The sequence below is a fragment of the Pseudomonas sp. DSP3-2-3 genome, from assembly GCF_049898225.1.
In the GTDB taxonomy this organism is placed as follows: domain Bacteria; phylum Pseudomonadota; class Gammaproteobacteria; order Pseudomonadales; family Pseudomonadaceae; genus Aquipseudomonas.
In genome coordinates, this window is the sequence record NZ_JAFCXH010000050.1 from 1 (window position 1) to 26,456 (window position 26,456).

A 26,456-nucleotide genomic window follows, 5' to 3' on the forward strand; every position below is an offset into this window, starting at 1 on the left:
GATGGAACTGATAGGCTGAAAAGCCGTTTTTTCGCCTGCTGAACACCCAAAAGCAAAACGCCCCGACAAGTCGGGGCGTTTTGCTTGGGCAGTTACAGTGTGTTTTCACACAGTCTGCGTAGGCCGTTTTTTAATCAAAACGCAGTGCCGCAAGCTTAGCCGCCGAGGTACGCGTCGCGTACTTTCGGGTCGACCAACAGTTCTTCCCCGGTGCCTTGCATGACGACGCGGCCGTTTTCCAGCACATAGGCGCGGTCCGCGATTTTCAGCGCCTGGTTGGCGTTTTGCTCCACCAGGAACACCGTTACGCCATCACGCCGCAGCTGTTCGACGATCTCGAAAATCTGCTGGATGATGATCGGCGCCAGGCCCAGCGACGGTTCGTCGAGTAACAACAGCTTGGGTTTACTCATCAGCGCACGACCGATGGCGAGCATTTGCTGTTCGCCGCCGGACATGGTGCCGCCGCGCTGGTTGAAGCGCTCCTTGAGGCGCGGAAACAAATGCAGAACCTTGTCCATTTGCTCCTGGTAATCGCCTTTCTCGGTGAAGAAACCGCCCATGGCGAGGTTTTCTTCCACCGTCAGGCGAGCAAACACGCGGCGGCCTTCCGGCACGACGGCGATGCTCTTGCGCATGATTTGCGCCGACTCCAGGCCGACCAGCTCCTCGCCCATGTAGCGGATGCTGCCGCTGTGCGCGCGAGGTGAACCGCACAAGGTCATCAACAGGGTGGACTTGCCCGCGCCGTTGGCACCGATCAGGGTCACGATTTCGCCCTGGCGGACTTCCACGTTGACGCCGTGCAGCGCCTGAATCTTGCCGTAGAAAGTGGAAACGTTTTCGAATTGCAGCATTTACGCTTCCCCCAGGTAGGCTTTGATCACTTCGGGATTGTCACGGATCTGTTCCGGCGTGCCATCGGCCAACGGCGTGCCCTGGTTGATCACCACGATGTGGTCGGAAATGCTCATCACCAGTTTCATGTCGTGCTCGATCAGCAGGACCGTGGCGTTGTGCTCATTGCGCAACATGCCGATCAGCGCCTTGAGGTCCTCGGTTTCCCGTGGGTTCAAGCCCGCTGCCGGTTCGTCGAGCATGAGAATCCGCGGACGGGTCATCATGCAGCGGGCGATTTCCAGACGGCGTTGCTGACCATAGGCCAAAGTGCCAGCCGAGCGATTGGCGAACTCCTTGAGGTTGACCGCTTCCAGCCAATGTTCGGCGTACTCCATGGCTTCGCGTTCGCTGCGACGGAAGCCCGGGGTGCGGAACAGACCGGCGAAGAAATTGGTGTTCAAGTGCCGGTGCTGGGCAACCAACAGGTTTTCCAGTGCGGTCATTTCCTTGAACAGCCGCACGTTCTGGAAAGTGCGCACCACGCCTTTGCGGGCGATCTCGTGTCCGGCCAGGCCTTGAATCGCCTCGCCGTCGAGCAGGATGGTGCCCGACGTTGGCCGGTAGAAACCGGTCAGGCAGTTGAATACCGTGGTCTTGCCAGCACCATTGGGGCCGATCATCGACACGACTTGTTTCTCATTGACGGTCAGGCCTACGCCGTTGACCGCCAGCAGACCGCCAAAGCGCATGCTCAGGCCGCTGACTTCTAATAGCGGGCGGCTCATTTGCGCAGCTCCATGTGAGGACGTTGCATGGGCAGAAGACCTTGAGGACGCCAGATCATCATCAGCACCATCAAGGCGCCGAACATCAACATGCGGTATTCACTGAAATCACGCATCAGTTCCGGTAGCAGGATCATCACCACGGCGGCGAGGATCACCCCCAGTTGCGAGCCCATGCCACCCAGCACCACGATGGCGAGGATGATGGCCGACTCGATGAAGGTGAAGGATTCCGGCGTGACCAGTCCTTGGCGAGCGGCGAAGAAGCTCCCGGCGAAACCGGCGAACGCAGCACCCAGGGTAAAGGCCGACAGCTTGATGATGGTCGGATTCAAACCCAATGCGCGGCAGGCGATCTCATCTTCACGCAACGCTTCCCAGGCACGGCCAATAGGCATGCGCAGCAGGCGATTGATCACGAACAGCGCTGCCAGCGCCAGCAACAGGGCAACCAGATAGAGGAAGATGACCTTGTTGATGGAGTTGTATTGCAGGCCAAAGAACTCGTGGAAGGTCTGCATGCCTTCCGCCGCCTTGCGTTCGAACGACAAGCCGAACAGCGTCGGTTTTTCAATGTTGCTGATGCCGTTCGGGCCGCCGGTGAGGCCGGTCATGTTACGCAGCAGCAAGCGGATGATTTCACCGAAGCCCAGAGTTACGATGGCCAGATAGTCACCACGCAAGCGCAAGACCGGGAAGCCCAGCAGGAAGCCGAACGTCGCCGCCATCATCCCGGCAATCGGCAGGCAGATCCAGAAACCCAGGCCGAAGTAATGGGAGAGCAGCGCGTAGCTGTAGGCACCGACCGCGTAAAAGCCCACATAACCCAGGTCCAGCAGCCCCGCCAGACCGACCACGATGTTCAGGCCAAGGCCAAGCATCACGTAGATCAGGATCAGCGTGGCGATATCCACCGCGCCCCGGGAGCCGAAGAACGGCCAGACCAGTGCGACCATGATCAGGCCGAGCATGATCCAGCGCTGGGTGCTCGGCAGGGTCAGGAAGTTGCTGGCCTTGGCGGGCATGACCGGCATGCTCGGTGACGAACGCCACGCCGCGCTGATTTGCTCATGGAACAGCACCCTTAGAAACATGGCGATGGCGCAGGCAAAGATAATGCTGACGGTGGTGCTGCTGGCACCAATGACCGCCAGTTTGACGCCAACGATTTCCAGCTTCAGGCCGAGGATCGGGTAAGCAACAGCCAGCACCAGCAAGGCGCTGAACAATGCCGATTTGAGTTTCCTGGTCATACTTTTTCAACCTCCGGGCGGCCAAGCAGGCCGGTCGGCCGGAACAACAACACCAATACGAGAAGACCGAACGCCACCACATCCTTGTACTGGTCGCCGAAAATATCGGCGCCAAAGGCTTCAGCTACGCCCAATACCAGACCGCCAAGCATGGCCCCCGGAATACTGCCGATCCCGCCCAATACCGCAGCGGTGAAGGCCTTGATGCCGACCAGGAAACCGGCGTTGGGGTTGATCACGCCGTATTGCATGCTCAGCAATACCGCAGCGACCGCCGCCAGCGCGGCGCCGATGACGAAGGTCAGGGCGATGATGTTGTTGGTATTGATACCCAGCAGGTTGGCCATCTTGATGTCCTCGGCACAGGCGCGGCAGGCGCGGCCGAGGCGAGAGCGGGAGATGAACCAGGTCAGGCCGAGCATCGCGATCAGGGTCACGATGAAGATCAGCACTTGCATGTAGGAAATCACGACTTCATGGGTGCTGGTCGAGCCAAACACGAAGTTGCCGGGAATCAGGTTGGGAATCGATTTATCTTTGGAATCCTGGGACAACAGAACCGTGTTCTGCAGGAATATCGACATACCGATGGCAGAAATCAGCGGGATCAGACGGTTGCTGCCGCGCAACGGGCGATAAGCCACGCGCTCGATGGCATAACCGTAGGCACTGGTCACGACGATACTGGCAACGAATGCGGCGGTGATCAGCAGTGGCAGGCTGTCCAGCCCCATCATCGTCAGGCCGGCGAGGGCGATGAACGCGACGTAGGACCCGATCATGTACACCTCGCCGTGGGCGAAGTTGATCATGCCGATGATGCCGTAGACCATCGTATAACCGATGGCAATCAAGGCATAGGTGCTGCCAATGGTCAGGCCATTAACCAGCTGTTGGAAAAAGTGATAGATGTCTATCTCGGGCATTACAGCGCTCCTGAAAACCTGCTCGGTGTTCCACTGGTGGTCGTCTTGCTGCCCGTGCGTCGTGATATGGGTCCACGTTGGCATCGAGCCCAGTGAATCACTGGTAACGGTTTTGAAGATGTTCAGTGCCTGGCACTCTTTTGAAGTGCCCGCACTCGTAAAACAAAGCCCACTGCTGTTGCAGTGGGCTTTGGGTTCAACTGACAGCGATTGCTTACTTCACAGGCGCTTCAGTCTTGGTGCCGTCTTTGTGCCAGGTGTAGACCACGAATTTGAAGTCTTTCAGGTCGCCTTTGGCGTCAAAGGACAACTCGCCAGTCGGGGTCTTGAACGTGTTGGCGCGCAGGGCAGCCGCGACTTTGGCGGTGTCTTCGCTTTTGGCTTTGGTGATAGCGTCCGCGATCACTTCAACCGCGGCGTAAGCCGGGAACACGAACGGGCCGCTTGGATCTTCTTTCTTGGCCTTGAATGCATCAACCAGCGCCTTGTTGGCAGGATCCTGGTCGAACGAAGCCGGCAGGGTTACCAGCAGGCCTTCGGAAGCGTCCTGGGCAATCTGCGAGATCGACGCATTACCCACGCCTTCCGGACCCATGAAGCCGGCTTTCAGGCCTTTTTCCTGTGCCTGGCGCAGAATCAGACCCAGCTCAGGGTGGTAGCCGCCGTAGTAGACGAAGTCGACGTTGGCTTGCTTCATCTTGGCGATCAGCGACGAGAAATCCTTGTCGCCAGCGTTGATGCCTTCGAACAGAGCAACTTTGACGCCGTCTTTTTCCAGGGTCTGCTTGACGGCGGTCGCGATACCTTCGCCGTATTGCTGCTTGTCGTGGATGACCGCAACGATTTTAGGCTTGACCTGCTTGGCGATGTAATTGCCCGCTGCCGGGCCTTGAGCGCTGTCCAGACCGATGGTGCGGAACACCAGCTTGTAGCCACGAGCGGTGATTTCCGGGCTGGTTGCAGCCGGAGTCACCATGATGATGCCTTCGTCTTCGTAAATGTCGGAAGCCGGTTGGGTGGAGCTGGAGCACAGGTGGCCGACCACAAACTTGACGCCGTCGTTGACGACTTTGTTGGCAACCGCTACCGCTTGTTTTGGATCGCAGGCGTCGTCGTATTCAACCGCTTCGAGCTTCTTGCCATCCACGCCACCTTTGGCGTTGATCTGTTCAATGGCCATTTTAGCGCCGCTGAACTGCATATCGCCGTATTGGGCGACTGCACCGGTTTTCGGGCCGGCAATGCCGATCTTGATGGTGTCTGCTGCGAATGAATGGCTGGCAACCCCCGCCATAACCAGTGCGGCAAACAGCTTGGAAAGCTTCTTAGTACCCTTAGTCATGATGCTCCACTCTTGTGTTTTAATTTTTATAATCCTGATGCCGAAGCTGCAGGACCGGATTGATAGATTCCGATCTTCCCCCCGGCAACTGTACCGGAACAGTTTAGAGCGCCGATTGATCGCTTGGAAAGCTGGCTGCGGGGGGCAAAACCGAATGATGTCGCTAAATTGTAAGAAAGATACAGAATCAAGCGGTTCGACCTGTCGGATCGACCTGCAAACCCCTGGTTTTCCTGATCTTCCCTGCAATCAATTACTTGTATCTGGGTTTGTCTGGAGCAGACTCGGCGCTATCATTTGCGCCGATATTCTTTTCGGTGAAACCCATGAGTGAAGAACCAAGCACCCTCTATGCCAAATTGCTCGGCGAGACGGCATCAATTACCTGGACGGAGCTGCAACCGGTCTTTGCGCGCGGTGCCCTGTTGTGGGTCGAACCCACTCTGGATTTGATCGAGGTCGCCCAGACTGTTGCCCGGAACGAAGCAGATAAAGTCAGCGCATGGCTTGCCAGTGGCGAAGTCGGCAAGGTGGCTGAATCGCGGGCGCTAGAGCTTGTCGAGCGGGATCCGGTACTGTGGGCGGTCGTGGTGGCGCCTTGGGTGCTGGTCCAGGATAGGGCGCCAGCTTTGTAAGTGGTCTATTTTGGTGCGTATTGGTGCGAGGGATGGGTAGTCTGGTAACTGGCCTGGGACCGGGGTAGCGAAAAATCTCACTGCTTCAGCACGTATATGCCGCTCCGTTGGGCCTCTTCCCGGATAAATCCGGTCCCACGGGTTTCGCGTTGTCCTCCAGATCGAGGATCACCCGTGGGAGCGAATTCATTCGCGAATGGGATCGTCCGGTTAAATCCCGTAACCCGTCTTGCCCGTATGCTGATTCAGCGAGATGACCCGGGTCTTGCCGATGCGATGACGGTAGATTTCGCGCAAGTATTTGATGGCCTTTTTCACGCTTTCGCGGGAAATCCGGATGTCATTGATCGAAACAAACTTGGATTTGTCTTCGATCAGCTCGCGGTACTTCTTCTCGTACATAGGCTTGATCGCATACCAGTTGGTATCGAGGATCCGGGCCGGATTTTCGTATTCGTTTAGCAAGTCATCAATGCGCTCTTCATCAAATTCGTCGCTGATGATGAAGTCCAGGATCGCATTGTCCAGCGTGTCGTCGAAACGGAACTGGTTTTTCGCGAAGCAACGCTTGATGAACGCCACGATCAGCGTCAGGAAATCATCCGACAGGCATGGACTCTTCGCGATCAGGGTGGTCAGCGACAGGTTGGCCGACGCGCCGATCACCAGTGCATAACGCTTGAGCGTGGTGTTGGGGAACAGGCTGTTCAAGTGCGTCTTGAGACGGTTCAGGTCCATGTAGGACAGCTTGTAGTCCTTGGGCAGCGAGACGATGGAGACCACCGACGAGCAGTTCTTGAAGAAGTGCAGGTCATGCAGCGCCGCGGCGTCGTAGCCGGAGGTCTTGTACTGATCCAGTGCGGCGCGATAGCGCTTGGACTCGATCGGCAGCAGGCTGATGCCCTCGATGGCCTGGGTCACTTTATTGAAGTGCGGCAGGTCAATGGAGCGGAAGAACAGGTCGTCGATGTTCAGGCGTGGCGGTTCTTTTTCGAACACCTTGAATTTGTCCGAACCGGGAGCCGGGCTTTCCGGAACCACGGACTCGGCGTAGGCAATCGCTACCGGGCCAGCCAGACTCATGAACAGGTCGTTGGCATCCAGGCGGATGGTCTCGCCGATATCAATCCCGGCACGGCGGAAATAGTTCTGATCGTAATCGGTGGTCACCGCCTGGGCCGTGAGGATGTTGAAGATCTGCTGCGAGATGTACTGGTTGGCGTGACGCTCCATGGCATTCACATCGATGTTCTCGATGTTGCCGTCATCGCTCTCCTCGGCGTAACGCATGATGTCGTTGGAGATCAGCATCATGGCGTTCCAGGGGCGAATACGGCCCATGACGCTGGCTTCGCTGCTGTCTTCATTCTCGAAGTTGTACGAAAAATCCCATTCCTCAGCCAGGTACTTGCACAGCAAGCGACCGGCATTGATGTGCAGCGCTTCGGACATTTCGCTGCGGTGATCGGAAATGTTCGGCAGCACACAAATGCCGCTGGTGAAGATCGGCTCGAACACAAACGACCGGCCGCGCTTGCTGTCGTTTTCGTCGGTAGGCCGGGTGTCGAAGGTTTTGTTCATGTACGAGAATTGCTGCGCCAGGCCGAACTCAGAGGCCATGCCCGAACCTGTACCGCCGCCCGCACTGAAGATGTAGAAGTACAGCCGTGACTGGTTGGCCTTGATGCCGCACGAGTCGATCAGGTACGAGTGGATCAGCTTCCAGTCGGCGCTGGAGAATTGGCTGGTGTCCTTGTTCAGGATGATCTTGGCCAGGTACTGGCCGAGGATCGGTGCATTACCGGCGCCTCCCGCATGGACTTCAGACAAATCCATGATTTTCATTTTGCTGTAGTCGTTGATGAACCCGCTTTTCTCGCCCTTGCGTGAGAAGCGGATACGGCCCGCGATGTCCTTGTCCAGATCACCGAGCATGACCAACGGCTCAACCAGGAAAACCGGTTTGCTGGCTTTGTTATGCACCAGCCGCAGATTGTTACGGATCCAGTGCACCGGGCTGTAGCGCTTGTCGTCACGCAGCCGGTCTTCGTTTTCGAACTGATTGAGGTAGAACTTGCGCGCGTTGTAGACCAGCTCGGCTACGTCCAGGGCGATGTTCGAGCCGCAACGGCCCAGACCGATCAGGCATACCGACGGGAACTGCTGTTCGCTGCGCAGGGCGCTTTCTTCAATGTGCATTAAAGGTGAAGGCGGGAAGACTGTGTCGCGCAGCCCGTCGAGATTATCCAGGATCCGGTCGGTATCGGTTTCCGTGAAGTACATGTACTGCTGAGCGGGAATTGGCTTGGGTCGATAGTAGGTGCCGGGCACGCCGTCTGCCTTTTGGGCAACGGCTGCACTCAATGGTCCGGATATCGCGCCAGCAGAATCGTTTTTATTGGTCATCGTGCGCCATTTGCCTGAAGGAGGCAGCGATGCGGTAAGCGTCATCGCGCCATCACGGAAAGAGAGGTTACGACTTTGCAGTGCACTTTTTTCAGGGGCGATAGAGGCAAACCCCAGCAATGACTAAGGCACGCCCTGTCTGGTTCTGTAATGGATCGGCGGAGTCAGGGAAATCTTTAATCTTTCGGATCGGTGGATTGAACCTGGGTTATTTGCTGTTGTCCTGTGCGTCAGCGCGAACCTTCGATGCCTGGATATTTGCCTGGCGAATGTTTACAGACAGCCGTTGATAAGCGTTCTAGATTTAAAGGCGCTGTCTTCGAATAACAATAAAAAGGGAGCTTCACCATGAGCAGCAGTTCGCAGCCTCTTTCCCCGCAGGCATCCAACGCCTGGCGCGTCTTGTTTCTGCTGTTTCTGGCTAACCTGTTCAATTTTTTCGACCGCACCATCCCGGCAATCATCATCGAGCCGATCCGCAAGGAATGGCATTTGAGCGATTTTCAGCTGGGCATCATTGGTACGGCGTTCACGCTGGTGTATGCCATCGCCGGGCTGCCGTTGGGGCGCATCGCGGATACCGGATCGCGCAAAAAGCTCATGGGCTGGGGGTTGGCGGTCTGGAGCGGGCTGACGGCGGTAAACGGACTGGCCGGCAGCTTCTGGACGTTTCTGCTGGTGCGCATGGGCGTGGGGATTGGCGAGGCCAGTTATGCGCCAGCGGCCAACTCCCTGATTGGCGACCTGTTCCCGGCCCATCGACGGGCGCGAGCCATGGGCATTTTCATGCTGGGCCTGCCGTTGGGGCTGCTGCTGGCGTTTTTCACCATTGGGGCGATGGTCAAGGCGTTCGACAGCTGGCGCGCGCCGTTCTTCATTGCGGCGGTGCCGGGTCTGGTGCTGGCGGTGTTCATGTTTTTCATTCGCGAACCCAAGCGCGGTGCTGCCGAAAGCGTGCGGATGTCCGAGGCGAAAATCGACAAGCCGATTCGTCGGGTGCTGGCGATCCCGACGTTTGGCTGGCTGGTGCTGGCCGGATTGACCTTCAACTTCGCCACTTACGCGTGCAACTCGTTCATGGTGCCGATGCTGCAGCGCTATTTCCTGTTGCCGTTGCAGGAAGCGGCGGTCGCCACCGGGATCATCGTTGGGGTTACAGGGCTGGTAGGGCTGACCGCTGGCGGCTGGGTCGCTGACAAGCTGCATCAGCGTTTTGCCAATGGGCGCTTGATGTTCGCTGCCGTGAGCATGCTGGTGGCGACGCTGGCCACAGGTTATGCCTTGCACGCGGGACGAATCGAAATCGGTGTGTTTGTCGCCGTGTTCGGCCTGGGCTGGTTGTTCGCTTACAACTTTTATACCTGCGTCTACACCGCGATTCAGGATGTCGTTGAACCCCGTTTGCGCGCGACGGCCATGGCGTTGTTTTTTGCCGGTTTGTATCTGCTGGGCGGCGGTTTAGGGCCGGTAGTGGTGGGGTTGCTGTCGGATCATTTTGCCCATTCAGCAATGGCCGCTGCCGGCGCCCTGGAAATGGCCGAGGCGTTCAAGGCGGTTGGTTTGCATGACGCCATGTACCTGATCCCGGTGGCGTTGTTCATGACCTTGCTGTTTCTGCATCAGGCCTCGCGGTGCTTTAGCCGCGATGCGCAGAAGATGAAAGTGGGGATGGCGGCGGATGAGCCAGCGGAGATTGGAGCGGGGAAGGCGTCGGTTGCCTGAACGCACTGGGGTTGGAGCGAGGCTTGCCCGCGAAGGCGGCACCTGGGAGGTCTAGGTGCGCCGGTTCTTCGCGGGCAAGCCTCGCTCCAGCGGAGAGGCCTGCTTCTATTCGATCAACCCGCCACCAGCACCCGAATCGCTTCCAGGCGCAGCGCGGCTTTATCCAGCATCGCCAGGCCTTGCTCGCGTTGCGCGCGCAGGGCGACCAGTTCGCTGTCGCGCACTGTTGGATTGACGGCTTGCAGGGCAGTGAGACGCGCCAGTTCCTCGTCGGTATCGGCAGCCAGGCGACGCTGCGCCTCGGCCACGCGCTCGGCGTGTTTCGGTGCGATCCGGGCTTCGCCGGCATTGATCTGCGGGTTGAGTACGTCGCGCTGGGCCTGGATGAACTTGTTGGCGCTGGCACGCGGCACGCTTTCCAGCTGTTCATTCAGGGTCACGAACGACACGCGGCCCGACAGATCATTGCCGTTGGCATCCAGCAGGCAGCGCAAGGCGGCCGGTGGCAGGTAACGGCCCAGTTGCAGCGAGCGCGGCGCAACCACTTCGCTGACGTAGAGCAGTTCCAGCAGGACGGTGCCCGGCTTGAGCGCCTTGTTCTTGATCAGCGCCACGGCGGTGTTGCCCATCGAACCGGACAGCACCAGATCCATGCCGCCTTGAACCATCGGGTGTTCCCAGGTGATGAACTGCATGTCTTCACGAGACAGCGCCTGATTGCGGTCGTAAGTGATGGTCACGCCTTCGTCGTCGCCCAGCGGGAAGCTGGCGTCGAGCATTTTCTCGCTTGGCTTGAGGATCAGGGCGTTTTCCGAATGGTCTTCGCTGTCGATGCCGAACGCATTGAACAGGGTTTCCATGTAGATCGGCAGGGTGAACTGATCGTCCTGCTCAAGAATCGCCTCGACCAGCGCCTCGCCTTCGCCCGCACCACCGGAATTGAGCTCCAGCAAGCGGTCGCGACCGGTGTGCAGTTCACTTTCCAGGCGTACGCGCTCGGCGCGGGCTTCGTCGATCAACGCCTGCCATTCGTCGTCATCGCCGCTTTCCAGCAACGGCAACAGGCGCGGGCCAAACTGATGTTGCAAGGCGTTGCCGGTCGGACAGGTGTTGAGGAAGGCGTTGAGCGCTTCGTGATACCACTGGAACAGGCGCGCTTGCGGGCTGGTTTCCAGGAACGGCACGTGCAGCTCGATGGTGTGTTTCTGGCCGATCCGGTCCAGACGACCGATACGTTGTTCCAGCAAGTCCGGGTGCGCGGGCAGATCGAACAGCACCAGATGATGCGAGAACTGGAAGTTGCGGCCTTCGCTGCCGATTTCCGAACAGATCAACACCTGGGCGCCGAATTCTTCATCCGCGAAATACGCCGCAGCACGGTCGCGTTCGAGGATGTTCATGCCTTCATGGAACACCGTGGCCGGGATGCCGGAGCGCACGCGCAAGGCGTCTTCCAGATCCATCGCGGTTTCGGCGTGGGCGCAGATCACCAATACCTTGACGCGCTTGAGCATTTTCAGCGTGTCGATCAGCCAGTCGACGCGCGGGTCAAAGCGCCACCAGCGTTCTTCTTCGCTGATGTCCGGTTGTGCCTGGAAGCTGACTTCCGGATACAGATCAGCGTGTTCACCCAGCGGCAGTTCAAGGTATTCGGCCGGGCAGGGCAGCGGATACTGATGCAGCTTGCGCTCCGGGAAGCCTTGCACGGCGGCCCGCGTGTTGCGAAACAGCACGCGGCCTGTGCCGTGACGATCGAGCAATTCGCGGATCAGGCGCGCGCTGGCTTCGGTGTCGCCATCGTTGACGGCGGCCAGCAATGCTTCGCCTTCGCTGCCGAGGAAACCGTGAATGGTCTTGTGCGCTTTGGGTGACAGGCGACCCTTGTCGAGCAATTCCTGCACCGCTTCGGCAACCGGGCGATAGTTTTCGCTCTCGGCGCGGAAGGCGTGCAGATCGTGAAAACGGTTTGGATCAAGCAGGCGCAGGCGCGCAAAGTGGCTGTCCTGACCCAATTGTTCCGGGGTCGCGGTCAGCAGCAACACGCCGGGAATGACTTCGGCCAGCTGCTCGACCAGGGAGTACTCGGGGCTGGCCTTTTCTTCGTGCCAGACCAGGTGGTGAGCCTCGTCGACCACCATCAAGTCCCAGCCAGCGGCAAACAGCGCGTCCTGGGCTTTCTCGTCTTCGACCAGCCATTCCAGCGCTACCAGCGCCAATTGGGTGTCTTCGAACGGGTTGCTGGCATCGCTTTCGATGAAACGCTCGGAATCGAACAGTGCAACCTGCAGGTTGAAACGGCGGCGCATTTCCACCAGCCATTGGTGTTGCAGGTTTTCCGGGACCAGAATCAACACGCGATTGGCACGACCGGACAGCAACTGGCGGTGGATGACCAGACCGGCTTCGATGGTCTTGCCCAGACCGACTTCGTCAGCCAGCAAAACCCGTGGCGCGATACGGTCAGCAACTTCGCGGGCAATGTGTAGTTGGTGAGCGATAGGTTGCGCACGCACGCCACCCAAGCCCCACAAGGAGGATTGCAACTGGCGGCTGGTGTGTTCCAGCGTGTGGTAACGCAGGGAAAACCATGCCAGCGGGTCGATCTGCCCGGCGAACAGGCGGTCGGTGGCCAGGCGGAACTGAATGAAGTTCGACAGCTGGGTTTCCGGCAGGGTGACCGGTTCGTTCTGCGCGTTGAGCCCGTGATAGACCAGCAGGCCGTCGACGTCGTCGACTTCGCGCACGGTCATCTTCCAGTTTTCGAAGTGGGTGATCACGTCGCCGGGAGAGAAGCGCACGCGGGTCAGCGGTGCGTTACGCAAAGCGTATTGACGCGTGTCGCCAGTGGCCGGATAGAGCACGGTCAACAAGCGGCCGTCCTGTGCCAGAACGGTGCCTAAACCCAGCTCGGCTTCGCTGTCGCTAATCCAGCGTTGCCCCGGTTGATACTGCTGCGCCATGCTGCCTGTCTCCCGCCGTGAAAAAGCCGACTATCTTAACGGAACACGCTGCCCAGGCCAAAGGCGGAGTGAACTTTCAACGTTATTTCTCCTGTATTTCCGGCCAAAACTGCGTTTTGCGGCACTAGTTGCAGCAAACATAGTCGAATCTTTCTCATTCAACGGTTCAAGTCGACGAAACGGCGGCCGACAATTACTCAATAGGAGATCAAATCATGCTGCAGCCGACGCTTCCCTTGAGTGTGGTGCCCGTGACTTCCCAGCTGGATGCGGCCAAACAGGTGCCGGATATCCCGCCTGTTACGCCCGTGCAGTCCAGCTCCGCCGAAACCTCGATCGACTTGCGCAATCATGACGCCGAACACAGCGCATTGTTGTTGCGTGAAGAGCAGCAGCGTCATCACGAGCAGCAAAAACGTCGTGAACAAGGTTCCGATGAGCCGGAGCATCTTGCGGTGCCTGGTCGCTCGCTGAATGCCGATAACACCGTGCCGGTGGTGCCGCTGATGGATGAAGCGCCGCGTCAGGGCATGTGGGTGGATGTCGAAGTCTGAGCGTGATTGCCGTGCCCGCCCGTGAGCGCTGTGCTGGTCATGGCTCATGGGATTGCGCATTATTAGCCTCACTTCCATGCGTTCGAGAGTGCAGGCCATGAGCGGAGACGAAAAACTGATCGACCTGGGCGCCGAACGGGCCAAGCGGGTACATGATCTGAACGACAAGCGATTGAACGAAGTGCGCAACGCCTTCGAGCAAGCCATGCCCTTGAGTGCGGGCAGGAAAAAGTCGAAGAACAAGCCGAAAAAACGCTGAATCTCCCCATTTCCGTTGACCCAGATCAGTTATCCACACGCTTGGTGATCGAGCGTGTGACGCTATTGATTTGGGTCAATTTCCATCGCCGCTGCTGTGGGTAATCTTGCTCCATCGAACAGGGACAGAGCAGGAGGCGCGGTTATGTTTTTCGACAATGTGGTTGTGGCCGGTGTCGTTACCGTTGGCCTGATGCTGGTGTTCTTCGCAGGCTTTGGACTATTTATCTGGAAGGACTCGCAAAAGCGCAAGTGAGGCTGAGGCCTTCTATAACAAGAGCACGCAAGGCATTTTGGGCGACTTCGGTCGCCCTTTTTTTTGTGGTGGCTAATTACATGTGTGGGAGCGAGCTTGCTCGCGAATCAGCCGCCTCAGTGGACCAAATCCACCGCGTCATCGTTCTTCGCGGGCAAGCCTCGCTCCTACAAGTTTTTGCCCATCAACCAATGCTGATCACCGGCAATTCAGTCAGGGTCACGGTCTGCTGTTTACGCGGGGCGATGATTTCTGCTTCGCCATCGACCACCAGTTCCTCGCGTTGATTGAAAACACGGGTGGCGATGCGTACGCGGAATTTCGGCATTTTTTCGAGGATTTCCAGGCGTACCGTCAGGGTGTCGCCCAGTTTTACCGGCTTCTGGAACGTCATCTGTTGGCCCACATAAATGGTGCCCGGCCCAGGCAGCTCGCAGGCGACGGCAGCGCTGATCAGTGCGCCGCTGAACATGCCGTGGGCGATGCGTTCCTTGAACATGGTCTGCGCAGCGTATTCGGCATCCAGGTGTACCGGGTTGTGATCGCCGGACATCGCGGCGAACAGCTGGATGTCGCGCTCTTCAACAGTCTTGCTGTAACTGGCGGTCTGGCCGACTTCAAGGGCTTCGTAAGGGGTGTTGGTAACCTGAGTCATGGGTGATCCTGAATATTGAAAAGAGGCCTGGCGATGACGGGCAACAGTGGCGTGGTCATTCTGCCCGACGCGGTCTTGGCTGCCGCAGTGTCTGCTCCAGCCAGTCGAGTACATCCCCCGTGACTTCATCGCGATTGGTTTCGTTGAACAGCTCATGCCGCGCCTGCGGATAGATCTTCATTTGTAACATTTGATGACCTGTCTCGGCCAATGCGTCGGCAAGATTGTTGAGACGCTTGCCTTCGCTCACCGGATCACATTCCCCGCCAATTATCAGCAACGGCAGGCTGGGATCGATCTGTTTCAGGTTCGACGGCTTGCTGATCTGCTGCAGGCCACCGAGCAGGTCCAGCCAGAATTGGTTGGTGCAACGAAAGCCGCACAGCGGGTCGCTGATGTACTGGTCGACTTCCTGGGCGTCCCGGCTCAGCCAGTCGAAGCGCGTGCGCGCCGGCTTGAACGCGTTATTGAACGAGCCGAATGACAGCCATTCGATAAGGCGACTGCGCCCGGTCGGGCCTTGCCGCCAGCGTTCCAGGCGGGCGATGGTGCTGGCGCTGCGGTACAGGGACACCGGCTGAAAATTCGAACCGCTGAGTATCGCGCCTTGCAAACTGGCACCGTGATGCAGCAGCCAGGCCTGCGCTATATAGCTGCCCATGCTGTGACCCAGAAGGAATACCGGTGTATCGGGGTGGCGTTGGCCAATGGACTGATTCAGGCTCGCCAGGTCATCCACGACTTTGCTCCAGCCGTCTTCATGGCCGAAATGGCCCAGCATGCCCTGGGCGGCGGTTTTGCCGTGGCCGCGCTGGTCGTGGGCATACAGTGCAAATCCCGCCTCGCACAGCGCCGCGCCCAGACGAGCATATCGCCCGCTGTGTTCGGCCATGCCATGAGACACCATGACCACCGCCCTTGGTGCAAGCGGCGGCAGCCAGGCATTGACGTACAGACGAGTGTGATCGCTGGCGTCAAGCCAAAAGACTTCGCGTTTCATGACGTCTCCTTTTGCCCGAATCTGCTGATATTCCGGCTCTGTGCATGAAGTGTATAGCCGATGTTCGATTGCAGCCGATTGCAACCCGGTCAGCACTGAGATTCACGCCGATGATGACGCAGTGGCCGGTATTTGCCTTCCTGGCGATTGCTGCTAACGTCCGCCAAGCCCCGCGTTACAGCAGCGGGCCAGACACTCTCAGGTAAGAGGACAATAACAATGCAACCTGATTTCTGGAATGACAAACGCCCGGCGGGCGTACTCCCTGAGGTGGATCTACACGCCTACAAGTCGGTCATCGAAGTGTTCGAGCGCAGTTGCCGAAAATTCGCCGATCGCCCGGCGTTCAGCAATATGGGCGTCACGCTGACGTATGCCGAACTGGACCGGCATTCGGCGGCATTCGCTGCATTCCTCCAGCAACACACCGAACTCAAGCCTGGCGACCGCATCGCCGTGCAAATGCCCAACCTGCTGCAATACCCGATCGCCGTGTTTGGCGCCTTGCGCGCCGGCCTTATCGTGGTCAACACCAATCCGTTGTACACCGCGCGGGAGATGCGTCACCAGTTCAAGGACTCCGGCGCCCGGGCACTGGTTTATCTGAATCTGTTCGGCAAACTGGTCCAGGAAGTGCTGCCCGACACCGAGATTCAGTACCTGATTGAAGTGAAGATGGGTGATATGCAATCAGCGGCCAAGGGCTGGCTGGTCAATATGATTGTCGACAAGGTCAAGAAACTGGTCCCGGCCTACGACTTGCCCCAGGCCACGCCTTTCAAAAGCGCGCTGCATCTGGGCCGCGGTCATCACCTGCAACCGGTGACTCTCGGGCTTGAAGATATCGCGGTTCTGCAATACACAGGCGGCACAACGGGCCTGGCCAAGGGCGCGATGCTCAGCCATGGCAATCTGGTGGCGAACATGCAGCAGGTCTACGCCTGCATGCTGCAACACGGCGACGACGGCAGCCCGGTGTTCCGCGAGGGCAAGGAGATCATGATCGCGCCGCTGCCGCTTTATCATATCTATGCCTTCACCGCGAACTGCATGTGCATGATGGTCAGCGGCAACCACAACATCCTGATTACCAACCCACGAGACATCGGTGGCTTCATCAAGGAGCTGGGCAAATGGCGTTTTTCGGCCATGATCGGCCTCAATACGCTGTTCGTGGCCTTGATGAATCATCCGGATTTCAAATCCCTGGATTTCTCCAGCCTGAAAAGCACCAACTCCGGTGGCACGGCCCTGGTCAAGTCCACCGCCGAGCGCTGGGAGCAGCTCACCGGTTGCCGCATTGTTGAAGGCTATGGGCTGACCGAGACGTCTCCGGTGGCCAGCGCCAATCCTTACGGAGCCAGCGCACGTCTCGGTACTGTAGGAATTCCGATGCCGAGTACGGCGATGAAAGTCATTGATGATGACGGCAACGAGTTGCCGCTGGGCGAGCGCGGCGAACTGTGTATAAAAGGCCCGCAAGTGATGGTCGGCTACTGGAAGCGCCCGGACGCCACCGCCGAGGCCATCGACGCCGAAGGCTGGTTCAAGACCGGTGACGTCGCCGTCATTGATGCCGACGGTTTCATCAGCATCGTCGACCGCAAGAAAGACCTGATCATCGTTTCCGGTTTCAATGTCTATCCGAATGAAATCGAAGACGTGGTCATGAGCCATCCCGGCGTTGCCAACTGCGCCGTCATCGGCGTCCCTGACGAGCGCTCCGGGGAAGCGGTGAAGCTGTTCGTGGTGCCTCGCGAAGGCGGCGTCACCGTCGAAGAGCTGAAGACATTCTGCAAGGAAAACTTTACCGCTTACAAAGTGCCGAAACACATCGTATTGCGCGAGTCGCTGCCAATGACCCCGGTGGGCAAGATTCTGCGGCGGGAGTTGCGGGATACTGCGTAATAAGTTGTCGATGCTTAACACAACGAATTGAACACATTTCGTAGAGGCCAGTTGACGGTTCTGGACCGGCCTTTTCAGGCAGATTCGCGACAAATAGTATGATTGCTCTAAATGTGACTACTAGATAATCATGAGTCACTTTAGTGACTGTAGAGGCCTCTGTTGGCTCTATGCGACCCTCGGCAAAGCTGCTACTCTCGGCGCGCTTTTCGACCAGTCCGTAAGTCAAAAGCGTGAACCGCAAAATTCCAAAACACAAGAAAATCACCGCGATCAAGCGGTGTGAAGAATTCGCTGTCGCTGAGGAGCCGGCTTCCATGATCGAAAATTTCTGGAAGGACAAGTACCCGTCCGGCATTGCTGCCGATATCAATCCAGACGAGTATCCCAACGTCCAGGCGGTATTGAAGCAGTCTTGCCAGCGTTTCGCCAATAAACCGGCCTTCAGCAACCTGGGCAAGACGCTTACGTACGGTGAGCTGTACGAATTGTCCGGTGCCTTCGCTGCCTGGATTCAGCAACACACGGACCTGCAACCCGGCGACCGCATCGCCGTGCAGCTGCCCAACGTGTTGCAGTACCCGATTGCCGTATTCGGTGCCATTCGCGCCGGACTGATCGTGGTCAACACCAACCCGCTGTACACCGCGCGGGAAATGGAACACCAATTCAACGACTCCGGCGCCAAGGCCCTGGTGTGCCTGGCGAACATGGCGCACCTGGCGGAGAAGGTCGTGCCCAAGACTCAGGTCAAGCACGTCATCGTCACCGAAGTGGCCGACATGCTGCCGCCCCTCAAGCGCCTGCTGATCAACAGCGTCATCAAATACGTGAAGAAGATGGTCCCGGCGTATCACCTGCCCAAGGCCGTCAAGTTCAATGAAGTGCTGAGCAAAGGTCGCGGGCAGCCGGTCAACGATGCGTCGCCTGCCGCCAATGACGTCGCAGTGCTGCAATACACCGGCGGCACCACGGGCGTCGCCAAGGGCGCGATGCTGACCCACCGCAACCTGATCGCCAACATGTTGCAGTGCAAGGCGTTGATGGGCTCCAACCTTAATGAAGGTTGCGAGATCCTCATCACGCCGTTACCGCTGTATCACATTTACGCCTTCACCTTTCACTGCATGTCGATGATGCTGATCGGCAACCACAACATCCTGATCAGCAACCCGCGCGACCTGTCGGCGATGGTCAAGGAACTGTCGAAGTGGAAGTTCAGCGGCTTCGTCGGCCTCAACACGCTGTTCGTGGCGCTGTGCAATAACCAGGAATTCCGCAACCTGGATTTCTCGGCCCTGAAAGTCACCCTGTCCGGCGGCATGGCGCTGCAACTCGCGGCTGCCGAACGCTGGAAAGAAGTGACCGGCTGCGCTATCTGCGAAGGCTACGGCATGACGGAAACCAGCCCGGTGGCCACGGTCAATCCAATCCAGAAGAACCACGTCGGCACCATCGGCATTCCAGTGCCTTCGACCCTGTGCAAAGTCATCGACGACGCGGGCGTTGAACAGCCGCTGGGCGAAATTGGCGAGCTGTGCATCAAGGGCCCGCAGGTCATGAAAGGCTACTGGCAGCGTCAGGACGCCACCGATGAAATGCTCGACGCCGAAGGCTGGCTCAAGACCGGCGACATTGCGATCATTCAGCCCGATGGCTACCTGCGTATTGTCGACCGCAAGAAAGACATGATTCTGATCTCCGGATTCAACGTCTATCCCAACGAACTGGAGGACGTGCTGGCGACCTTGCCCGGCGTGCTGCAATGCGCAGCCATCGGCGTTCCGGACGAGAAATCCGGCGAGGCGATCAAGGTCTTCGTGGTGGTCAAACCCGGCGTGACCCTGACCAAGGACCAGGTCATGGAACACATGCGCGCCAACCTGACCGGCTACAAAGTCCCGCGCAGCGTGGAATTCCGCGACGCACTGCCCACCACCAACGTCGGCAAGATCCTGCGCCGCGAATTGCGTGATGGGGAATTGAAGAAGTTGGGGTTGAAGAAGTAAACATACGCCGCGGTCCAGGCCTCGCGCAGTGCGCTGGCCTGGTTTCTCAGTCCGGCCGCCTCCCCTTGGCCAAGTCGTAAATTGCTCCTCGTTCGCGCTTACCCACAGCGACCACTGTTACGACCACTCGGTCATCTTCAACTCTATAAACAAGTCGATATCCCGCACTGCGAAGCTTGATCTTGTAGTGGTCTGGCATGCCGTGCAGAGCATCGCTTGCAACCCTGGGTAACCCAAGCCGCTCTTTAAGTTTTTTCTTGAGTTGATCGCGAATGGTATGTCCCAGCTTGTCCCACTCCTTCATTGCCGACGGCAGGAATTCGAGTTTAAAGGGCATCTATATCTACCGGTATTGGCGTCTCGTGCTGGCGTGACTTGATCAGATCCGCCAGATCGAGATCATCAAGGCGCTCCATCATTGCTTCAAAAACCTCAGCAGGAACCATGTAACCCATTACCTTGTTATGGTTGAGTACAGCAACGGGTAAACCGTGTGCGCCACTCAATACCGCAGAAGGATTTTTTTTCAGTTCCGATACACTGACAGCCATATCAGCAAGAATATTTTGCATAATTTGATACTCCAGTTTGGGCGTTATTTTGGTCTTTTTAGGGGAGCCATGCAACCAGAAAGGCTATCTCCGATTTCAGCCGCCGCCATCTGCGCTTGAGCCTAAACGCAGACAATCGTCACGACCGGCCTCAATCTGCGACAATCCCCGCTTTTGCACCCTTCAGAAGACCCTGCGCACCTGATGACCGATCAAACGCCTTCTATCGACCAACTGCTGAAAAACCTCGACCACGCGATGATCAGCGAACGGCATCGTTTGCGGCGCCAGTTGCACGAGCTGCGCAAGAAGCCCGATGAGGCGAAGCTGGCGCAGTGGGTGGCGAAGGTGCAAGCCTCGTTTGCCCAGGTGACGGCGCGGCGTGACAGCGTGCCGGTGATTCGTTACGACGACAGCCTGCCGATTGCCGCCAAGCGCGATGAAATCAAGGCCGCGCTGCTCAAGCATCAGGTGCTGATCATTGCGGGTGAAACCGGGTCGGGGAAAACCACGCAGTTGCCGAAAATCTGCCTGGAAATCGGTCGCGGGCAACACGGTCTGATCGGTCACACCCAGCCCCGTCGTATTGCGGCGCGCAGCGTTGCCAGCCGGGTTGCCGAAGAACTGGGTACGCCATTGGGTGCGCTGGTGGGTTATCAGGTTCGTTTCGAAGATCAGAGCGACAGCAACACGCTGATCAAGCTGATGACCGACGGCATCCTGCTCGCGGAAACCCAGCACGACCGGTTTCTGGAGCGCTACGACACGATCATCGTCGACGAAGCTCACGAACGCAGCCTGAACATCGACTTCCTGCTTGGTTATCTGAAAACCCTGCTGCCGCGTCGCCCGGACCTGAAAGTCATCATCACCTCCGCGACCATCGACTTGCAGCGCTTCTCCGAGCACTTCGACGACGCACCCATTGTCGAAGTGTCCGGTCGGACTTTCCCGGTTGACCTCTGGTATCGCCCGCTGACGTCCGAACAGGACGAGGAGGGCAACAGCGTCGAAGAAGACCTGACCGTGGATCAGGCGATTCTGGCCGTGATCGACGAACTGGAAGCTTTCGAGCGCAGTGAACGCAAGAGTCCTGGCGATGTGCTGGTGTTCCTGCCCGGCGAGCGGGAAATCCGTGACGCGGCGGAAATGCTGCGCAAGGCGCAACTCCGGCACACGGAAATCCTGCCGCTGTACGCGCGTCTGTCACCGGCCGAGCAGCAGCGGATTTTCCAGTCGCATCCAGGACGCCGCGTGGTGTTGGCGACCAACGTCGCGGAAACGTCGCTCACCGTGCCGGGTATTCGCTATGTGATCGACACCGGTACTGCGCGGATCAGCCGCTACAGCTACCGCGCCAAAGTGCAGCGTCTGCCGATTGAAGCGGTTTCCCAGGCCAGCGCCAACCAGCGCAAAGGTCGTTGCGGCCGGGTCGAGCCGGGGCTGTGCGTGCGGCTGTACAGCGAAGAAGATTTCAACGGGCGGCCGGAATTTACCGATCCGGAAATCCTGCGCACCAACCTGGCGGCGGTCATCCTGCAGATGCTGCACCTGCGTCTGGGTGAGATCACCGATTTTCCGTTTATCGAACCGCCGGATGGCAAGGCCATCAGCGACGGCTTCAACCTGTTGCAGGAACTCTCGGCGGTCAATCGCGAGAACCAGCTGACGCCGTTGGGCCGCCAATTGGCGCGCTTGCCGGTGGACCCGCGCATGGGTCGCATGTTGCTCGAAGCGGCGAAGCAGGGCAGCTTGCAGGAAGTGTTGATCGTGGCGAGCGCCATGTCTGTGCAGGACGTGCGCGAGCGTCCGCCGGAGCGCCAACAGGCGGCGGATCAGGCTCATGCGCAATGGAAAGACGCGGACTCGGATTTCGCCGGGCTGGTCAATCTGTGGCGTGGCTTTGAAGAACAACGCCAGGCGTTGACCGCCAGCCCGTTGCGCAACTGGTGTCGGCGCAACTTCCTCAACTACCTGCGTCTGCGCGAATGGCGCGATTCCCATCGGCAACTGAGCCTGATCTGTCGCGACCTGCAACTGACGGTGAATAAAGAGCCGGCCGACTTCCCGAAGTTTCACAAAGCGATTCTTTCCGGTCTGCTCAGTCAGGTCGGTCAGAAGGCTGATGAAGGGGATTATCTGGGCGCGCGGCAACGACGCTTCTGGATTCACCCGTCGTCCGGCCTGGGCAAGAAGCGTCCGCAATGGCTGATGGCGGCGGAGCTGGTGGAAACCACCAAGCTGTATGCGCGAATGGTCGCCAAGATCGACTCCGACTGGATCGAGCCGCTGGCCGGGCATTTGATCAAGAAGAACCACTTTGAACCGCATTGGGAAAAGAAGCGCGGGCAGGTCGTGGCGTTCGAGCAGATCACCCTGTTCGGCCTGATCGTGGTGGGTCGTCGGCCGGTGCATTACGGCCCCATCGATCCGGTAGTGTCGCGCGAGCTGTTCATTCGTGAAGGTCTGGTGCGGGGCGAAATCCAGTCCCGGGCCAAGTGCCTGACCGCCAACACCAAACTGCTGGAAACCCTCGACGAGCTGGAAGCCAAGGCGCGCCGTCGCGATATCCTGGCCGACGAAGACACGCTGTACAGTTTTTACGAAGCGCGCATTCCCGCCGAGATCCACCAGACCGCGACGTTCGACAGCTGGTACAAGACCGAAAGCCAGAAGAACCCGCAGTTGTTGATCATGCGCGAGGAAGACGTGCTGGCCCGTGAAGCCAGTGAAGTCACTGCCGCGTATTATCCGGACACCTTGCGCCTGGGCGATCTGACCCTGGCGCTGACTTATCACTTCGAGCCTAACCATCCCCGCGATGGCGTGACGCTGCGGGTGCCCGCGCCGTTGCTGCTGTCGCTGCCCGCCGAGCGCCTGGAATGGCTGGTGCCTGGCCTGCTGGAAACCAAATGCATTGCGCTGGTGCGTAACCTGCCCAAGGCGATTCGCAAGAACTTCGTCCCGGTCCCTGACTTCATCAAGGCCGCCTTGCAGCGCATGACGTTCGGCGAAGGTTCGCTCCCGCAAGCGCTGGGCCGTGAACTGTTGCGTATGACCGGCGCCCGGGTGACTGATGAAGCCTGGGCCGAAGCGGCGCAGCAGCTGGAAAATCATCTGAAGATGAATCTGGAAATTGTCGACGCCGAGGGCAAGTTCCTCGGTGAAGGACGTGATCTGGATGAGCTGACCGCACGGTTTGCGCAAGCCAGCCAGGCCGCATTGGCCGTGCCGCAAACTGCGAAAAGCCAGCAGCCGGTGGAAGCGAAAGTCTTCGCGCCGGTCGCCGAGAAAACCCAGCAGAACATCGCCGGGCTGTCCATGACGGTGTATCCGGCATTGGTCGAGGAATCGGGTACGGTCAAGGAAGGACGTTTCTCGACGCCGGCCGAAGCCGAGTATCAGCATCGCCGCGCCTTGCAGCGCTTGTTGTTGCAGCAACTGGCCGAACCGGCCAAGTTCCTGCGTAGCAAACTGCCAGGGCAAACCGAGCTGGCGTTGCTGCATCGCGAGTTGGGGCGCATCGATGCGCTGGTCGAAGACATCCTGTTGGCCAGCCTCGACAGCTGCATTCTGGAAGGCGAAACCAGCCTGCCTCGCGATGGTGCCGGACTGCTGGCGTTGGCCGAACGCAAGCGTGGCGGCTGGACTGAGCATGCCGAGCGTCTGGCGAAGCTGACCCTGGAGATTCTCAAGCTCTGGCATGGCCTGCAAAAACGCTTCAAGGGCAAGATCGATCTGTCGCAGGCCGTGGCACTCAACGACATCAAGTCGCAGCTCAGCCATCTGGTCTATCCGGGCTTTGTTCGCGAAACCCCGGCGCAATGGCTCAAGGAATTGCCGCGCTATTTGAAAGCCATCGAAATGCGCCTGGAAAAACTCCCCGGCCAGGTCCAGAAGGATCGGGTCTGGAGCACTGAACTGGCGGGTCTCTGGGCGCAATATCAAGCCCGGGCCAGTAAGCACGCGCAAGAAGGCAAACGCGACGACGAACTGGTGGCCTATCGCTGGTGGCTGGAGGAATACCGGGTTTCGCTGTTTGCTCAGCAGTTGGGCACCAAAATGGCGGTTTCAGACAAGCGCCTGAGCAAGCAATGGAGTCTGGTGGAGGGGTGACTGGAAAGGGCACCTTTCACCGTTGGCGAGGCTTGCCCGCGAATCAGGCGCGTCGGTGACCCAGCTCTACCGCGTCATCATTCTTCGCGGGCAAGCCTCTCCAACGGGCGCCGGTGTTTGCTGCGCGACGAAGGATCTCCTACACGGTTTGCCGTCAATCACCCGCCCGGATAGCGCCAAAACCGAGCATTTATGGCACACTTCGCGACTTGAGCCCGATGCGTTGCCCGAATCTTTCTTGCGCCTTCGGCCGTTATTTTATGTAGGCATTGGTACGTTGGTTCCATAAGTGAGCCAACCGCCGTGCTCGAGCAGGTCGCTACCTGCATTGATCAATAAGAGAGGAACGACCGTGCACGACGTCGTCATCAGCGGCACAGGCCTGTACACCCCGGCCGACAGCATTTCAAACGAAGAGCTGGTGCAGTCTTTCAACACTTACGTGGCGCAGTTCAACAGCGAAAACGCCGACGCCATCGAGCGCGGCGAAGTGCAGGCACTGACCGAATCCAATGCGGCCTTCATCGAAAAAGCTTCCGGTATAAAAAGCCGCTTCGTGATGGACAAGGCAGGCATTCTTGATCCGCAGCGCATGAAGCCGCGTCTACCCGAGCGCTCCAATGACGAGTGGTCAATCCTCTGCGAAATGGGTGTCGCCGCTGCCAAACAGGCGTTGCAGCGTGCCGGCAAGACCGCTGCTGACATCGATGGCGTGATCGTCGCCTGTTCCAATCTGCAACGCGCTTATCCAGCGATTTCCATCGAAATCCAGTCTGCACTTGGCGTTCAGGGTTTCGGCTACGACATGAATGTCGCCTGCTCTTCCGCCACCTTCGGTATTCAGGCTGCAAGCAATAGCGTGCAGTTGGGTCAGGCTCGGGCGTTGTTGGTGATCAGCCCGGAAATCTGCACCGCGCATTTGAATTTCCGCGACCGTGACAGCCATTTCATTTTTGGCGACGGTGCGACTGCCGTGGTGGTGGAGCGTGCTGATCTGGCTACTTCGGCCTATCAGTTCGATATCGTCAGCAGCAAACTGCTGACCTCGTTCTCCAACAACATTCGCAACAATTTCGGCTTCCTCAACCGTACCGCCGATGAAGGCGCGGATGCTGCGGACAAACTGTTCGTCCAGGAAGGCCGCAAGGTGTTCCGCGAGGTCTGTCCGATGGTCGCTGAACTGGTGGGCGGTCATCTTGAAGAAAACGGTTTGAATGCCAGCGACGTGCAACGCTTCTGGCTGCATCAGGCCAATCTCAGCATGAACCACCTGATCGTCAAAAAGCTGCTGGGCCGTGAAGCGACCATCGAAGAAGCGCCGGTGATTCTCGATACCTATGCCAATACCAGTTCGGCCGGCTCGGTGATTGCGTTTCACAGCTATCAGGATGACTTGCCCAAAGGCGCGCTGGGTGTACTCAGTTCGTTCGGTGCCGGTTATTCGATTGGCAGCGTTATCCTGCGCAAGCGCTGATCACAAGGCAGGCAACAGTACGGCACGTCTGCGTCTCACTCGGGTATTAGCCGGGTATGTCACTTTTGTGTGTCGGATAAATACCGTGAATGACTTCATTGTGAGTCATTCAAGGATTTGCCGATGTCTGCGACACCTATCCTCAGCGACAACCCCGCTATCCCCTTTGCCCCGGCAGGTTCCGTCGAGGCCGACGGTTCTGTGCCCTTCGGCACGGATCACGCCAATCTCGAGTTCCTTAAAACCGCGCTCCCGGAGTGGTACCGAAGTTCATCAAAAGCCATGCGCGAAGCATTGCGCGACAGTCAGTTGCTAAGCCAGCGCTCCCGCCGCGTTCTGGAGCCGATACGCAACCGACTGACCTCGATTGAGAGCTTCGCCACGCCATTGCTGGAACAGGCACTGTTTGACCGTTTCAAATTGCGGCTGGACGTCACCGCCAATCAATTGGTGACCATGGAAATCACTACGCTGCTGCTGGTACAAACACGCCAGCCAGTCAAACAGACGCTGCTGCACGCCGCCTTGCAGAATTTCGAAGCCGGTGAAACCACCGAAAGTGGCCTGGGACAAGGTGCCGCGCTGTTACCGGCTGACGGTTTGCAGGTGGAACTGATTTATGGCACCGGCCTGCTGCCCGATATTCCGCGCTTTCGCTATCGCTATAACGGCACGCTGGACATCAACCCCGAGCAGTTCGCCGAGCTGAGTCGCACGCTGGATCTGGGTGGCCAATACCAGACGCACCTGGACAGTGTGTTCAAGCCCGTCACGCTCGATGGGCAACCACCGGGTTCGGCAGCACA

21 protein-coding genes are annotated in these 26,456 nt (G+C 58.5%); 10 read left to right on the forward strand and 11 right to left on the reverse strand.

Annotated features, from left to right (window positions below; translation table 11 throughout):
• Positions 1 to 155: 155 nt before the first annotated feature.
• The 5 genes from ACP7E4_RS29065 to ACP7E4_RS29085 form a co-directional block, all read right to left on the reverse strand.
• Entirely contained in the window at positions 156 to 857 is a 702-nt protein-coding gene (locus tag ACP7E4_RS29065; protein WP_065831684.1) for an ABC transporter ATP-binding protein, read from the reverse strand.
• Entirely contained in the window at positions 858 to 1,625 is a 768-nt protein-coding gene (livG, locus tag ACP7E4_RS29070) for a high-affinity branched-chain amino acid ABC transporter ATP-binding protein LivG (RefSeq protein ID WP_426119545.1), read from the reverse strand. It lies immediately after the preceding gene.
• Positions 1,622 to 2,878: a high-affinity branched-chain amino acid ABC transporter permease LivM gene (locus ACP7E4_RS29075; protein ID WP_426119543.1), complete on the reverse strand. Its 1,257-nt coding sequence runs from the start codon at positions 2,876 to 2,878 to the stop codon at positions 1,622 to 1,624. Before ACP7E4_RS29075 ends, livG begins: the two co-directional genes overlap by 4 nt.
• Positions 2,875 to 3,804: a high-affinity branched-chain amino acid ABC transporter permease LivH gene (livH, locus tag ACP7E4_RS29080; RefSeq protein WP_020288995.1), complete on the reverse strand. Its 930-nt coding sequence runs from the start codon at positions 3,802 to 3,804 to the stop codon at positions 2,875 to 2,877. Before livH ends, ACP7E4_RS29075 begins: the two co-directional genes overlap by 4 nt.
• Before the next feature lie 214 nt (positions 3,805 to 4,018).
• Positions 4,019 to 5,146 carry a branched-chain amino acid ABC transporter substrate-binding protein gene (locus ACP7E4_RS29085; RefSeq protein WP_426119541.1) on the reverse strand — a complete coding sequence of 376 codons (1,128 nt, stop codon included), beginning with the start codon at positions 5,144 to 5,146 and terminating at the stop codon, positions 4,019 to 4,021.
• A gap of 326 nt (positions 5,147 to 5,472) precedes the next feature.
• Between ACP7E4_RS29085 and ACP7E4_RS29090 the strand changes: the two genes are divergently transcribed.
• Positions 5,473 to 5,781, forward strand: a complete 309-nt coding sequence (locus ACP7E4_RS29090; protein ID WP_426119539.1) for a DUF2288 domain-containing protein — start codon at positions 5,473 to 5,475, stop codon at positions 5,779 to 5,781.
• Between the two features lie 210 nt (positions 5,782 to 5,991).
• On the opposite strand, the gene ACP7E4_RS29095 is transcribed toward ACP7E4_RS29090, so the two are convergent.
• The gene (locus ACP7E4_RS29095) at positions 5,992 to 8,187 is read right to left on the reverse strand and encodes a hypothetical protein (protein ID WP_426119537.1); all 2,196 of its coding nucleotides are present in this window, start codon (positions 8,185 to 8,187) and stop codon (positions 5,992 to 5,994) included.
• Positions 8,188 to 8,535: 348 nt separating this feature from the next.
• Here ACP7E4_RS29095 and ACP7E4_RS29100 point away from each other — a divergent pair, with 348 nt between their 5' ends.
• Positions 8,536 to 9,909 carry a spinster family MFS transporter gene (locus ACP7E4_RS29100; protein ID WP_426119535.1) on the forward strand — a complete coding sequence of 458 codons (1,374 nt, stop codon included), beginning with the start codon at positions 8,536 to 8,538 and terminating at the stop codon, positions 9,907 to 9,909.
• 113 nt (positions 9,910 to 10,022) lie between these two features.
• On the opposite strand, the gene rapA is transcribed toward ACP7E4_RS29100, so the two are convergent.
• Positions 10,023 to 12,869: an RNA polymerase-associated protein RapA gene (gene rapA, locus ACP7E4_RS29105; protein ID WP_426119534.1), complete on the reverse strand. Its 2,847-nt coding sequence runs from the start codon at positions 12,867 to 12,869 to the stop codon at positions 10,023 to 10,025.
• Positions 12,870 to 13,084: 215 nt separating this feature from the next.
• On the opposite strand from rapA, the gene ACP7E4_RS29110 reads away from it, so the two are divergent.
• The 3 genes from ACP7E4_RS29110 to ccoM all read left to right on the forward strand — a co-directional run bounded on the left by ACP7E4_RS29110 (position 13,085) and on the right by ccoM (position 13,937).
• On the forward strand, positions 13,085 to 13,423 hold the full coding sequence (locus tag ACP7E4_RS29110) for an aspartate-semialdehyde dehydrogenase (RefSeq protein ID WP_426119532.1): 339 nt from the start codon (positions 13,085 to 13,087) through the stop codon (positions 13,421 to 13,423).
• A 97-nt stretch (positions 13,424 to 13,520) separates the two neighbouring features.
• A complete protein-coding gene (locus tag ACP7E4_RS29115) occupies positions 13,521 to 13,682 on the forward strand; it encodes a hypothetical protein (RefSeq protein WP_341521010.1) in 162 nt (53 codons plus the stop codon).
• Positions 13,683 to 13,826: 144 nt separating this feature from the next.
• Positions 13,827 to 13,937 carry a cytochrome c oxidase subunit CcoM gene (gene ccoM / locus ACP7E4_RS29120; RefSeq protein ID WP_020289004.1) on the forward strand — a complete coding sequence of 37 codons (111 nt, stop codon included), beginning with the start codon at positions 13,827 to 13,829 and terminating at the stop codon, positions 13,935 to 13,937.
• 184 nt (positions 13,938 to 14,121) lie between these two features.
• On the opposite strand, the gene ACP7E4_RS29125 is transcribed toward ccoM, so the two are convergent.
• Entirely contained in the window at positions 14,122 to 14,592 is a 471-nt protein-coding gene (locus tag ACP7E4_RS29125; protein ID WP_426119530.1) for a MaoC family dehydratase, read from the reverse strand.
• Between the two features lie 55 nt (positions 14,593 to 14,647).
• Complete coding sequence (locus ACP7E4_RS29130; RefSeq protein ID WP_426119529.1) at positions 14,648 to 15,592, reverse strand: lysophospholipase; 945 nt, start codon at positions 15,590 to 15,592, stop codon at positions 14,648 to 14,650.
• Positions 15,593 to 15,811: 219 nt separating this feature from the next.
• Here ACP7E4_RS29130 and fadD2 point away from each other — a divergent pair, with 219 nt between their 5' ends.
• Both fadD2 and fadD1 read left to right on the forward strand, forming a co-directional pair.
• Entirely contained in the window at positions 15,812 to 17,500 is a 1,689-nt protein-coding gene (gene fadD2, locus ACP7E4_RS29135; protein ID WP_426119528.1) for a long-chain-fatty-acid--CoA ligase FadD2, read from the forward strand.
• Positions 17,501 to 17,817: 317 nt separating this feature from the next.
• The gene (gene fadD1 / locus ACP7E4_RS29140) at positions 17,818 to 19,509 is read left to right on the forward strand and encodes a long-chain-fatty-acid--CoA ligase FadD1 (RefSeq protein ID WP_426119527.1); all 1,692 of its coding nucleotides are present in this window, start codon (positions 17,818 to 17,820) and stop codon (positions 19,507 to 19,509) included.
• Positions 19,510 to 19,555: 46 nt separating this feature from the next.
• Here the strand turns inward: fadD1 and ACP7E4_RS29145 are convergent, their stop codons facing one another.
• Positions 19,556 to 19,846 (reverse strand): type II toxin-antitoxin system RelE family toxin, encoded by a 291-nt coding sequence (locus ACP7E4_RS29145; protein WP_426119526.1) that lies wholly within the window; start codon positions 19,844 to 19,846, stop codon positions 19,556 to 19,558.
• Positions 19,836 to 20,081: a type II toxin-antitoxin system Phd/YefM family antitoxin gene (locus ACP7E4_RS29150; RefSeq protein ID WP_426119525.1), complete on the reverse strand. Its 246-nt coding sequence runs from the start codon at positions 20,079 to 20,081 to the stop codon at positions 19,836 to 19,838. Before ACP7E4_RS29150 ends, ACP7E4_RS29145 begins: the two co-directional genes overlap by 11 nt.
• 183 nt (positions 20,082 to 20,264) lie before the next feature.
• Between ACP7E4_RS29150 and hrpA the strand changes: the two genes are divergently transcribed.
• The 3 genes from hrpA to ACP7E4_RS29165 form a co-directional block, all read left to right on the forward strand.
• Positions 20,265 to 24,176, forward strand: a complete 3,912-nt coding sequence (gene hrpA, locus ACP7E4_RS29155; RefSeq protein ID WP_426119524.1) for an ATP-dependent RNA helicase HrpA — start codon at positions 20,265 to 20,267, stop codon at positions 24,174 to 24,176.
• A gap of 352 nt (positions 24,177 to 24,528) precedes the next feature.
• Positions 24,529 to 25,650: a beta-ketoacyl-ACP synthase III gene (locus ACP7E4_RS29160; protein WP_426119522.1), complete on the forward strand. Its 1,122-nt coding sequence runs from the start codon at positions 24,529 to 24,531 to the stop codon at positions 25,648 to 25,650.
• Between the two features lie 123 nt (positions 25,651 to 25,773).
• Positions 25,774 to 26,456, forward strand: a 683-nt coding sequence (locus ACP7E4_RS29165; RefSeq protein ID WP_426119520.1) for a dermonecrotic toxin domain-containing protein, incomplete at its 3' end; no start/stop codon positions are given.